This is a genomic window from Dolichospermum circinale AWQC131C, assembly GCF_000426905.1.
GTDB lineage: Bacteria > Cyanobacteriota > Cyanobacteriia > Cyanobacteriales > Nostocaceae > Dolichospermum > Dolichospermum circinale.
This window is the reverse complement of record NZ_KE384604.1, coordinates 1-10,934: the sequence shown is the minus strand read 5'-3', so window position 1 is coordinate 10,934 and position 10,934 is coordinate 1. Positions and strand designations below refer to the sequence as shown.

Here is a 10,934-nt window from a genome sequence, read left to right as displayed (position 1 = left end):
GTTCAGTGTAATCGCAAAAGATATTGACCCCTATTTTCAGGATATATAAAACTATCACAGTGGCGATCGCCCCCTCAAGGGTACGCCGTTAGCTGAAGCTAAACCCACTCAGGAAACTATCACACCAGTGAGTAAAGGAGAACTGCTAGGATTTCTGGTATATTCTTTAATTTGACCACGAAACCCGTCATCACCACAAAGTTCATTTCCCAAGGCTTTGAGGGTGATTTGTAACAGTGACTTATCTCTCCCCATCATAGCTTGACCATTTTTTGCTGGCCATAAATCTTGAAAAGCCCTTTTCATGTCGCCATTGTGCCTTTCTAAATGATCCATTGCTTCGGGATCCAGGGGTATAATCGGGCATTAATTCCCCCATAGCTTGGATTTCACTATTAGTGATTTGCATAACTGATTCAGATTTTTTACTGAGTGGTGACAAAATTAACTACATTATAGAAAGGGTTTAGTCATTAAGAAATGATAAAATGCCACCAATATACACAAAAAGTTTGTACTTTTATAAAGTATAATTAAGAAAAATATCAATATATCTAGCTGAATAGGCTCAGTTAGTTAGCTACTGCTGCTAGATGCGGTTAAGGTTTTTTTCTCAAGAGAAAACTACTATGATCCTTTACCAACAACTAAGTTAGCACGGGATCATGGCGACGGTGTAAAATTCCCAGTTGGAGAGGCAAATAAAGGCGTGGGTCAGTATCAATCTACTGAATTAAAACAGTATAATCCAGAAGCGATCGCTCGTTACTTTCGTTACCGTCCCTGGCTGGTTTGGGGACGACTACTGAGCATCATCTGGTCTTTTGCAGGATTTGTATTTAGTCTCAAGTGGGACGAATGGCAAGAACAAGTCGAGGAAAATCAAGGACAAAGAGCTATTGAGTTAAGAAATTTACTCACCCGGTTAGGTCCGACATTTATTAAAGTTGGTCAAGCGCTCTCGACCCGTCCCGACCTAATCCGCAAAGACTTTTTAGCGGAACTAGTAAAGCTACAAGACCAGTTACCACCTTTTGATAATGGTCTAGCATATCAGATTATTGAAACAGAGTTAGATCGCTCCATTGGCGAGATTTTCCGGGATCTTTCCCCTCAGCCAGTAGCAGCGGCTAGTTTAGGTCAAGTCTACCATGGACACCTGGTCAGTGGTGAAGAAGTGGCTGTGAAGGTACAACGCCCCAATTTACGCCCCCTACTGACAAAAGACCTGTACCTGATGCGTTGGGTTGCTAGTTGGCTCGCGCCCTGGCTACCACTGAATCTCGGTCACGATTTAACTTTAATTGTAGACGAGTTTGGTACAAAGTTATTTGAGGAAATTGATTACATCAATGAAGGGCGCAATGCGGAAAAGTTTGCCCATAATTTCCGTAATGACCCGCAAGTAAAAGTTCCAGGTATTTATTGGAATTATACTAGTAATCATGTTTTAACTCTGGAATGGATTAACGGCTTTAAACTCACAGATACTCAAAATATCCAAGCCGTAGGTTTAGACCCAGAAGCAATTATTCAAATAGGTGTAACTACTGGGTTACAACAACTATTAGAGCATGGTTTTTTTCATGCTGATCCTCATCCAGGTAATTTGTTCGCTATGTCCGATGGTCGCATGGCTTACATTGATTTTGGCATGATGGATCAATTGGAGGAAACAACCAAGGAAAGTTTAGTTGATGCTTTAGTGCATTTAGTAAACAAGGATTACGGCGATTTAGCCACGGATTTTGTCAAATTGGGCTTTTTAACTGCAAATACCAATATTGCCCCCATTGTACCAGCATTGGAAGCCGTACTAGGGAACGCTATTGGTAAAAATGTCAATGACTTTAACTTCAAAACCATTACTGATGAGTTTTCGGAATTGATGTATGAATATCCTTTCCGTGTGCCGGCGAAATTTGCTTTAATTATTCGTTCTCTGGTGACACAAGAGGGTATTGCTCTAAGTCTCAACCCCAATTTCAAAATCGTAGAAGTGGGTTATCCTTACATAGCACGGCGGTTATTAACTGGGGAATCTCCCGCACTCAGACGGCGGCTATTGAATGTATTGTTTAAAGATGGTAAATTTCAGTGGCAACGGTTAGAAAACCTGATTACCATTGCTCGTACTGATAGTCAATTTGACGTTTTACCAACCGCAAAAATGGGTCTAGAATTTATACTTTCAGAAGAGGGTAAATTCTTACGTCGTCAATTAGTATTAGCCCTGACCGAAGATGACCGTTTACACACGGAAGAAGTCCAACGTTTATGGGATTTGGTCAAAGATGATTTACCACCAAATCGCTTACTAAATGTGGCAATTAGCCTGTTAACAGAGTTTTCCAAAGAAAGTGTAGCAGCTATTTTAGCAAAGTAATTTGTTACCAAATAAAAACGAATTTTAATAACAACCAGGAGTTTTCATGTACTATTACCCTTTACAACCGCCCTACTTTTTACTATTAGTTGGTTTTCTCACGGCTTTAACTTCTGGTCTGGCTCTATCTGGGACATTAAAAGTAATTGTTCAGCAATGGCCTGATGATAAGTCTACTCAAGAAAATACTAATACTCGTTCTTTTTATAAACAATTATTAGTCCCATTTATTGGTATTACGAGTGGTGTTTGTTTATTTATTACTTGCGGTTTAGAGATATTCGGTTTTCCCTCTGAACTAGCTTTGGGTGTGGGTTTACCAATAAGTTTGTTAACTTGTGTATTTCTTTGGTGGCAATTAGGAGGTTTGCTAGATTATGTTAAAAGTCAAGGAATGCAATCTCTAGATTTAGATTCTTGGTCTTAATAGCTGTTTGAAAAGTCATGAGATGTATAAATAAACCCCTTTTGTTAACTTGTCCTGGCTTGGAGGAGAGGTTTTTAAAAACCCTCTTTTCTCCCAGTCAAGCAGGTTAGGGGGTTTTATTTATTTAGACGCGGTTTGTAACCGCCAAAACTTCTCAGTTCATTCAATAAAAATACTTCCAAAACGATAACCTTTCCCATAAACAGTATAAATAAGTTGAGTTTTATTCCCTACTTCTACCTTACGACGCAACAGACGAATTAAAGCGGGAACAACATTACTATTAGGTTGTTCCTCATGTTGCCATAAATGCTGTAAAATTTGGGCATGAGTTAATAATTGTCCGGTGTTTTCCATAAAGTATTGTAATAACTGACTTTCTTTTTGCGAGAGTTCAATTATTCTTCCGTGACGATAAGCTATTTGATTTTGGATATCAAGTTCCAAATCTCCTACAATTAATTTTCCCGTTATATTGCTATGAGATTCTGTACCAGCACGACGCAATAAAGCCCGAACTCTTGCTAGTAATTCCCGCAATTCAAAAGGTTTTACTAAATAATCATCAGCACCCGCGTCTAAACCTTGAACTCTATCATCAAGAGTATCTTTGGCTGTGAGAAATAACACAGGAGTTGTTTTACCTTGAGAACGTAATTCCTGACAAATCTCCAACCCAGTTTTTCCTGGTAACATCCAATCTAAAATCAGTAGATCATAACTGCCCATTTTTGTCAAATTGCTGCCACTGATGCCATCATAAGTAGTATCAACACTGTAACCTTCACGGGTTAAAAGACGACTTAAAGGGTCAGTTAGTTCAATTTCATCATCAACTAATAAAATTTTCATTTTGTTGGCAATGGACAATATAGATATATTCTCAATATAGTGAATTATAAACACATTAAGGACATCAAAAAAAGAATGTTAACTGTTGCCATACCAAAAGGTGAATTACTTAAACCTACTCTCAAGCTATTACAATCTGTGGGATTAGATTTTAGTGCTTTCTTAGAATCAGGAAACCGTCAATTGCAAATTCCTGATACTAGTGGACAAGCCAAAGGGCTGTTAGTCCGAGCGCAAGATGTGCCTGTTTATGTAGAATATGGTCAAGCACAGTTGGGAGTTGTGGGTTACGATGTTATTAGAGAAAAACAGCCTCAAGTAGCGCAATTAGTAGATTTAAAGTTTGGATATTGTCGAATGTCTGTGGCTGTAAAAGCGAACAGTTCTTACAAATCTCCTTTAGATTTACCCGCACATGGTCGGGTTGCTTCTAAATATGTAAATTGTGCGCGAGAATATTTCCAAGGTTTAGATTTACCCATAGAAATTGTCCCTTTGTATGGTTCTGTAGAATTGGGTCCAATTACGGGAATGTCGGAAGCAATTGTTGATTTAGTTTCCACGGGCAAGACTTTAAAGGAAAATGGTTTAATTGAAATTGCCACTTTGTATGAAAGTACAGCGCGGTTAATCGTTCACCCTTTAAGCTACCGTTTGAATACAGGTAATTTACATCAATTAATTGCACAAATGCGGTTAGAAATACTCAACCCAGTTTAATTTATTAGTATAGGCAATTAGTAGGTTGGGTTGAAGAATGAAAACCAACATTTTCGAGATTTTTTTGGGTTTCCCAAAGCCTCAACCCAACCTACAAAATTATTCACCTTTTTCTGTTTTGCTGACCGAACTAAGTTGATCTAAAATTGTCAAAACTTCTTGTTCAAATGCAACTTGAGCGCGGTTAGTTTTACCCCCAATATATAAAGTTTCACCTTTTTGTAAAGCCCAAATTTGGGAATGGGAAAAATAACTCATGACTACACCCAACATTAATAAACCAAAGCCAGTATAAACAATGGGAATACCCGGATCAAATTTAATTTGTAAACCTGTACTACCAATGACATCAATAATTTTTAAATTAACTCCATTTACAGGGATAGACATTCCTGCACGCACAGTATTAATTAATTTACCTTGAGCATCATAAATTAATACCATTCCTTGTAAATCTTTAGCTAATAGAGAAACACCTTCGCTTAAATCAGGTTTTGTTGGTATCCAAGTTCCCCAAATTCTACCTTTACCTTTGGTGTCTAATTGTGCCATTGGTAATTGGAAAATTGGACTTTTATTTAATCTTACCTGAACGCTGGAAATTCCCCAATCTGTTTGATAGAAAACTACACCATGATAACGCAGAGGTTTGTTAACATAAATCTTCTCATGATTAACTTCTTCACCTTGATTATTCAGCACAGACATATCTGAATAAAATTGGTCAATTCCTCCCGTTGGTGTGTAATCAATCCAAAAGCGATTAACGCGCACAGACCAATCTTTTAACACATCTTGAGAAGACCAAGCACCAGCATCAACAATATTTTTTACTTGGAATGTATCCCCACTAGAAATCATTTCTTGAGCCATAAATCCCGTCATTGATCCACAAATTCCGCCTAATAAAATGGCGACAATACCAATGTGAACAATGATCGGACCAATGCGACCAATTATACCTTTACGAGCATACAGAATATCATCTTTCTCTTGAAAAATCCGATAACTTTTTTGCTGCAAAATTGGCGTAATTGACTGTAGGGAAACACCATCTAATTCAGCACTCAAAGCTAATTTTTGAAATTGGCGAGGTTCTGCGTAATATTTCCATTTTTGAGCAGCTTTCAGGGCTGGTAATTGACGAGTAAAGGTACAAGCTGTTAAACTCGTTCCAAATAGAACTAATAAACTCAAAAACCACCAAGTTCGATATACATGATCTAACCCGACTACTTGAATAACTTTCCAAGTGAGAAACCCAAATAAAGCGGGATGTTCTGGATAGTTAGATTGGTAAAATGCAGGTAATTGTCCTTGTTCAATGACAGTACCACTAACACTAAATAAGGCAATTACTAATAAGAGGATAATTGCCAAACGTAAATCAGTTAATATGGGTAAAATTTTTCGCCGTACAAATTTACCAGGTATTAACCACCAAATTAATTCTGTGGATGTTGTTTGATCTAAAGTCATTATTTAGAAACTACTAATAGGGATACGAGAAACTAAGGAAAAAACACCAAAACCTACTAATAATGCCCCGCTAACAGGATTTATCCAGCCAGACCAACGGCGCAATTCTAATAGTTTTTTAATACTAGCAGTAAACGTACCTGCTAAAATTAATGGAGCTACATATCCGGCTGTATAAGCAAGTAGTAAAACAGCACCTAAAACTAAATCTTGGCTATTAGCAACCCAACCCAATAAACTGGCTAAAACTGGTGTGCTACAGGGGGAAGCAACCAACCCAAATGTTAACCCAAGAGAGTAGGAACGGACTCCGGGTGGCAAATCTTCAGAAATCCAATTTGTGTCATTTAAAGAAGGAAATTGTATGGGTAATGCTTCTAATAAGTTTAATCCCATAATAATAGCAATAATGCTGACAATAATTGGTAAACCAATTCCTATTTGACCATAGACTTTACCTACTAAACCTGCTATAATGCCCATTCCGGCCAGTGTAGTTGCTAATCCTAACGCAAACCAAGTTGATTGAACTGCTGCTTGTAAGCGGGTTTTAGCTTCATAACCACCAATATAGCCAATAGTAATGGGCAACATAGACAGCATACAGGGTGTAAGACTGGTAAGTAAGCCCGCAGCAAAAATAATGCCAATACTCACAATACTTAAGTGGGTAAGTTGGTTAGTAACCAGGGTATTAGCAAATTGTTCCAGTTGGTAAATTCGGGTTTCTAGAATTTCTAACATGAGTATCTTTAAGTAAAAAATGCTTACTCTGGTTGAATTTTAACATATTTTGGGTGATAAAGTGATGAAAACAAGTAAATATTAATTAGGATTAATTAGGGTGTTGCCAGATATTTTCCCGGATTTTTGTGAAAGATTGATGAATTTCTAGTAAAGATTGCCCAGAATCAGGTTAATTATCCTGAAGATTATTTTAGGATTAAATCAACATCAAATATCCGTAGAAAACCGAAAATAGTAGTTGCAAAGGAATCTACCACCATGGCTCAAAAAACCAGTAAAGTTTTACAACAATCTGGAGTTATTCCCTATAGAATAATAGAGGGAAAAGTAGAAATTTTATTAATTACAACTCGTAAACGTCAAGGTTGGGTGATTCCTAAAGGGGGACTTTGTAAAGGTATGAGTCCTCATGAGTCAGCAGCAAAGGAAGCATGGGAAGAAGCGGGAGTTTTAGGTAGAGTCACAACGGAAAAATTTGGTAATTATAAATATCGCAAACGGGGGAATATCTATCGAGTAAATTTATTTTTATTACCTGTAGAAGAAGTATTAGAAGATTGGCCAGAAGCCACTGCAAGGGAAAGAAAATGGTTAGAAGTTAAGCAAGCTGCTGAATTAGTGAAGGAAAATTCACTAAAAAGAATTATTCAGACTTCATTAATAATGAACCAATAGAAGAGTATTTAAATTATCTCAAAGGACAAATTATGACTTTTGAGATAATTATGGGTAAAATGATCTACTACATTTGTATCACTTAATTCTAAATTATAAAAATCTACAAACTCATGATCAATATATGGTCCTGCGTGCCAAGTTCCCACATCTAATTTAATAAAACAATTTCCGGGAATGTGAAAAGCCGCAATTTTTGACAATTCAGGTTCATTTATATGATTATTTGGTGGACAAACTACCATAAACCAATCTTTACCATCTAAAGAACCTAAACATTGAGTACATTTGACATGACGAGTAATGTGGTGAAATTTTCTACCTTTTTCCTGTAACCGCATAATATAAAAACGGGGAATACCATTTTGTAAATTTAATTGTGCGTCTTCTTGATCAAAATTTTTGCCATCTTTACTGGCATATATTACCTGTCCATAGGGTTGAAAATTCTCTGGTGTAATTAATTGAGATGGTAATTTTTGGATTTTTGATAATGTACTCATAAGTTCTTGACTAAATATTTGGGTGTGACTGAATTAAATTTTAAAAAACCAAGATTTGAAATCTCAAAATTTGCGACTTTGCGACCTTGCGGCTTTGCGCGAAACATACAGCAAGTTCAGCTTGAGTGAGCTACAATGCGGGCAAGATGCCCGCACCACTGTAATATTGTCATTATGCAAGGCACTTCTATTTTATCTTTATTATTCCGAGAAAAAGAGAGAGGAAATATATTTTCCTGCCTCTAATTTCCAGTTAGCAAAATTTAGATTTTGCCAATGTAATGTAGTCCTAAAATAATACCGGCTCCCAAGATATGTCCAAAAGAAGCAGTTGCTAGTACAGCGGGTAAACCAAAACCACCGAAAAATTGAGGCGCTGGTAATTCTGGTTTAGCGTTAGGCTGCTGAATGGTAAATTTGCCCACAGCGATCGCAAAAATATTGGCTACAATCATAATGATGCCAATATTAGGACTCCATTCTAACGTTGTTGTAGCTGTAGCCAACAAGGTTGAAGTTAACATCTAAATTTACTCCTGATATTTGGGGATACTTAACAATATCATCTAAATATTCGGTAATAAAAATCTATATCATTGCTTACTTTGTAGTAAAATTTAACATTTGTTTGCAATTCACAATAGAAACAATCATACTACTGAATAGCCAGTTTTAGTGTTTTATCATACTTATGCTATCTGGAAGGGCTGATAATTGGTAAGATAAAAGTAATTACTTCCTGAAATTGATCATGTCCTCAACTATTAATTCCTTACCACCTGCGCTGAAAAAAATTGTCGAACGCTTTCAAAGGGCTACAGAACCCAAAAGACGCTATGAACAGTTAATATGGTACGCTCAAAAACTGCAAGAGTTTCCTGAAATTGACAAACTCCCAGCAAACAAAGTTCCCGGTTGTGTTTCTCAAGTATATGTCACCGCATCTTTAGCAGATGATAAAGTAATATTTCAGGGTGATTCTGATTCCCAATTAACCAAAGGATTATTAGCATTATTGATAGAAGGATTAAATGGATCAACACCCACAGAAATAGTCCAACTTACTCCCGATTTTATTCAAGAAACTGGCTTAAATGTTAGCTTAACGCCTTCTCGTGCTAATGGCTTTTACAACATTTTTAAAACTATGCAAAAAAAAGCTTTAGAATGTAAGTTAGAAAGTTAGGGATTAGGAAATAAGTAAATTCTTTCTAATTATGAACTTAATCAGATGTCTACTAATTTATTAACAAATCCCGCTGCTGCATTTGGTGGTAAAGTACAGGAATATCCTTGGCAATGGGAAAATCAGGAATTACGAATAGTATATGAAACCCTTGGCCAAGGTTCACCCATTCTATTATTACCAGCCTTTAGCAGCGTTTCTACCAGGGCAGAAATGGCAGAATTAGCGAGATTAAGTGAAGCAGGTTTTTCTACTCTATCTTGGCATTCCCAAGGACAATTATTAGCCGCAGGTGGTGAACAAGGAGAATTAATTATTTTGTCAACTTCTTTGGGGAATTGAAAATTAAAAATACCTTGAAATTTGCTAAGGTGTTAATTAAGGTTTAGTATTTTTGTATAGGTTGTTTGGAGATAATAGTAAATTATCACACCAGCACAAAAACAAGAAATCCTGAATTTACGGACATTAAAGTTAACACCAAAACAAATAGCCGGAAAACTAGGTATCAAAGTATTAGAAGTTAATGCAACGATTCACAATCAAGCAGAACAAAGGAGAATTATTTTTTATGAGTCGGTTTTAAGCGACTTTTGTTTTTAGACAGGGAATTTATTCCCTGGCTGTCTTATATAGACTGAGGTAGATTTAGTAAGTCTGTCATCTAAATATGGATATAAAAATAATTTAAAAACAGAAAATGAAAAACTACCTGATAATATCAAAAAATATCTCAGATAATAATCATTAGTATTAAATCGAAAGATATCGCCTGAATCCGATTCTATTAAAATAGAAAACCCAACCAACCCTTAAACAATATGCAAAGTATCACCTGCATTTTACACAAAGACCAGATTCAAGATCATTAGTTTTCGCCAAACAACAATAACAGATTTTAAAATAGTCTGTATGTCCTTCTAAAATTTCCCCCGGATTACAATCATCTTCATAACGAGCTAGTTGGACAATTTCTCCAATCAGATTTTGCTTCTTTTCTTGATCCAAATGATCAAAACAATGCTCACGTCTTGTAAATTGTAATCACTTCATTTAACATATAACTTCCGCTATGATTTGACATACAATTTACTCCTATTGAAAAACTGAGAATATCGCATTTATTGTATCATAGTACAAATATACTTGTAAATCCTGTAAACAATTTTTATAAATGTAATTTTAGATACCATGTATACGGTTAACCTAGCGAGTCTAAAACAACAATTCAGTTTAATAAAAATTATCACAATGAGAATTATTGCTCGGAGTACCCTAAGAGAATATTGGCAAAAACATCCTGATACAGAACAGCCTTTAAAAGCATGGTTTGATGATGCTTCCCGTGCAAATTGGCAAAGTCCATCAGATATTAAAGAAGTTTATGCTAATGCCAGTATTATTGCCAATAACCGAGTAATTTTTAATATTAAAGGTAATAATTATCGTTTAATTATCCATATTCGTTATGAAATTGGCATTATTTTTATTCGCTTTATTGGTACTCATCAAGAATATGACAAAATAGATGCTACTATTGTTTAAGGAGGCTTGATATTATGAACTTAAAACCCATTAGAACAGAATCAGATCATCAACAGGCATTAAAAGAAATCGAACAAATTTTTGATGCTGAACCTAATACACCAGAATATGAGAAATTAGATATTTTAACGACTTTAGTAGAAGTCTATGAACAACAAAATTATCCTATTGATCCTCCATCTCCTATCGCAGCTATATTATATTATTTAGAAAGTCGTAATCAAGGAGTTTCTACTTTTATTGAAAATTTAAAATATCATGGAGTTAGTGAAGAAATAATTAATATAGCTTTAAATGAAATGACTCACTGATTATTGATTATCATGTCATCAAATAATTGCAGTCAGAGGTAAATTATAGTAGTTTAACTTAAGAATGAGACAAAAAGAGTATAAGATTGAAGAGAGAAGGTAT

Annotated in this window: 13 protein-coding genes and 1 pseudogene; 8 read left to right on the top strand and 6 right to left on the bottom strand. The window is 35.7% G+C overall.

The window, feature by feature from the left end; genetic code table 11:
• A pseudogene (locus ACIR131C_RS22270) lies at window positions 1–409 on the bottom strand (hypothetical protein); the annotation flags it as partial.
• 300 nt (window positions 410–709) lie between these two features.
• Here ACIR131C_RS22270 and ACIR131C_RS0108565 point away from each other — a divergent pair.
• Together ACIR131C_RS0108565 and ACIR131C_RS0108560 are read left to right on the top strand one after the other, a co-directional pair.
• Entirely contained in the window at window positions 710–2,386 is a 1,677-nt protein-coding gene (locus tag ACIR131C_RS0108565) for an ABC1 kinase family protein (RefSeq protein WP_028089854.1), read from the top strand.
• 46 nt (window positions 2,387–2,432) lie between these two features.
• The gene (locus tag ACIR131C_RS0108560) at window positions 2,433–2,813 is read left to right on the top strand and encodes a hypothetical protein (protein ID WP_028083059.1); all 381 of its coding nucleotides are present in this window, start codon (window positions 2,433–2,435) and stop codon (window positions 2,811–2,813) included.
• 159 nt (window positions 2,814–2,972) lie between these two features.
• Here the strand turns inward: ACIR131C_RS0108560 and rppA are convergent, their stop codons facing one another.
• Window positions 2,973–3,665, bottom strand: coding sequence for a two-component system response regulator RppA (rppA, locus tag ACIR131C_RS0108555; protein WP_028089853.1), 693 nt, complete (start codon window positions 3,663–3,665; stop codon window positions 2,973–2,975).
• A gap of 75 nt (window positions 3,666–3,740) precedes the next feature.
• On the opposite strand from rppA, the gene hisG reads away from it, so the two are divergent.
• Window positions 3,741–4,385 carry an ATP phosphoribosyltransferase gene (gene hisG, locus ACIR131C_RS0108550; protein ID WP_028089852.1) on the top strand — a complete coding sequence of 215 codons (645 nt, stop codon included), beginning with the start codon at window positions 3,741–3,743 and terminating at the stop codon, window positions 4,383–4,385.
• Window positions 4,386–4,484: 99 nt separating this feature from the next.
• Here hisG and ACIR131C_RS0108545 read toward each other — a convergent pair whose 3' ends face one another.
• Both ACIR131C_RS0108545 and ACIR131C_RS0108540 read right to left on the bottom strand, forming a co-directional pair.
• Window positions 4,485–5,864: a cytochrome c biogenesis protein gene (locus tag ACIR131C_RS0108545; RefSeq protein ID WP_028089851.1), complete on the bottom strand. Its 1,380-nt coding sequence runs from the start codon at window positions 5,862–5,864 to the stop codon at window positions 4,485–4,487.
• Window positions 5,865–5,867: 3 nt separating this feature from the next.
• Complete coding sequence (locus tag ACIR131C_RS0108540; protein WP_028089850.1) at window positions 5,868–6,608, bottom strand: cytochrome c biogenesis protein CcdA; 741 nt, start codon at window positions 6,606–6,608, stop codon at window positions 5,868–5,870.
• Between the two features lie 261 nt (window positions 6,609–6,869).
• Between ACIR131C_RS0108540 and ACIR131C_RS0108535 the strand changes: the two genes are divergently transcribed.
• Window positions 6,870–7,286, top strand: a complete 417-nt coding sequence (locus tag ACIR131C_RS0108535) for an NUDIX hydrolase (RefSeq protein ID WP_028089849.1) — start codon at window positions 6,870–6,872, stop codon at window positions 7,284–7,286.
• 8 nt (window positions 7,287–7,294) lie between these two features.
• Here ACIR131C_RS0108535 and ACIR131C_RS0108530 read toward each other — a convergent pair whose 3' ends face one another.
• Both ACIR131C_RS0108530 and psaK read right to left on the bottom strand, forming a co-directional pair.
• Window positions 7,295–7,789 carry an ureidoglycolate lyase gene (locus ACIR131C_RS0108530; protein ID WP_028089848.1) on the bottom strand — a complete coding sequence of 165 codons (495 nt, stop codon included), beginning with the start codon at window positions 7,787–7,789 and terminating at the stop codon, window positions 7,295–7,297.
• 263 nt (window positions 7,790–8,052) lie between these two features.
• On the bottom strand, window positions 8,053–8,313 hold the full coding sequence (gene psaK / locus ACIR131C_RS0108520) for a photosystem I reaction center subunit PsaK (RefSeq protein ID WP_028083052.1): 261 nt from the start codon (window positions 8,311–8,313) through the stop codon (window positions 8,053–8,055).
• A 227-nt stretch (window positions 8,314–8,540) separates the two neighbouring features.
• Between psaK and ACIR131C_RS0108515 the strand changes: the two genes are divergently transcribed.
• From ACIR131C_RS0108515 to ACIR131C_RS0108495, 4 genes are all read left to right on the top strand, one after another.
• Entirely contained in the window at window positions 8,541–8,975 is a 435-nt protein-coding gene (locus tag ACIR131C_RS0108515; RefSeq protein ID WP_028089847.1) for a SufE family protein, read from the top strand.
• A 45-nt stretch (window positions 8,976–9,020) separates the two neighbouring features.
• Window positions 9,021–9,317 carry a hypothetical protein gene (locus ACIR131C_RS27325; protein WP_081677179.1) on the top strand — a complete coding sequence of 99 codons (297 nt, stop codon included), beginning with the start codon at window positions 9,021–9,023 and terminating at the stop codon, window positions 9,315–9,317.
• Window positions 9,318–10,226: 909 nt separating this feature from the next.
• Complete coding sequence (locus ACIR131C_RS0108500; protein WP_028089846.1) at window positions 10,227–10,520, top strand: type II toxin-antitoxin system HigB family toxin; 294 nt, start codon at window positions 10,227–10,229, stop codon at window positions 10,518–10,520.
• Window positions 10,521–10,534: 14 nt separating this feature from the next.
• The gene (locus ACIR131C_RS0108495; protein WP_028089845.1) at window positions 10,535–10,831 is read left to right on the top strand and encodes a helix-turn-helix domain-containing protein; all 297 of its coding nucleotides are present in this window, start codon (window positions 10,535–10,537) and stop codon (window positions 10,829–10,831) included.
• Window positions 10,832–10,934: the final 103 nt, after the last annotated feature.

Coding starts and splice junctions, on each gene's coding strand:
- ACIR131C_RS0108560 (WP_028083059.1), top strand. CDS start 2,433: ATGTACTATTACCCTTTACAACCGCCCTACTTTTTACTATTAGTTGGT.
- rppA (WP_028089853.1), bottom strand. CDS start 3,665: ATGAAAATTTTATTAGTTGATGATGAAATTGAACTAACTGACCCTTTA.
- hisG (WP_028089852.1), top strand. CDS start 3,741: ATGTTAACTGTTGCCATACCAAAAGGTGAATTACTTAAACCTACTCTC.
- ACIR131C_RS0108545 (WP_028089851.1), bottom strand. CDS start 5,864: ATGACTTTAGATCAAACAACATCCACAGAATTAATTTGGTGGTTAATA.
- ACIR131C_RS0108540 (WP_028089850.1), bottom strand. CDS start 6,608: ATGTTAGAAATTCTAGAAACCCGAATTTACCAACTGGAACAATTTGCT.
- ACIR131C_RS0108535 (WP_028089849.1), top strand. CDS start 6,870: ATGGCTCAAAAAACCAGTAAAGTTTTACAACAATCTGGAGTTATTCCC.
- ACIR131C_RS0108530 (WP_028089848.1), bottom strand. CDS start 7,789: ATGAGTACATTATCAAAAATCCAAAAATTACCATCTCAATTAATTACA.
- psaK (WP_028083052.1), bottom strand. CDS start 8,313: ATGTTAACTTCAACCTTGTTGGCTACAGCTACAACAACGTTAGAATGG.
- ACIR131C_RS0108515 (WP_028089847.1), top strand. CDS start 8,541: ATGTCCTCAACTATTAATTCCTTACCACCTGCGCTGAAAAAAATTGTC.
- ACIR131C_RS27325 (WP_081677179.1), top strand. CDS start 9,021: ATGTCTACTAATTTATTAACAAATCCCGCTGCTGCATTTGGTGGTAAA.
- ACIR131C_RS0108500 (WP_028089846.1), top strand. CDS start 10,227: ATGAGAATTATTGCTCGGAGTACCCTAAGAGAATATTGGCAAAAACAT.
- ACIR131C_RS0108495 (WP_028089845.1), top strand. CDS start 10,535: ATGAACTTAAAACCCATTAGAACAGAATCAGATCATCAACAGGCATTA.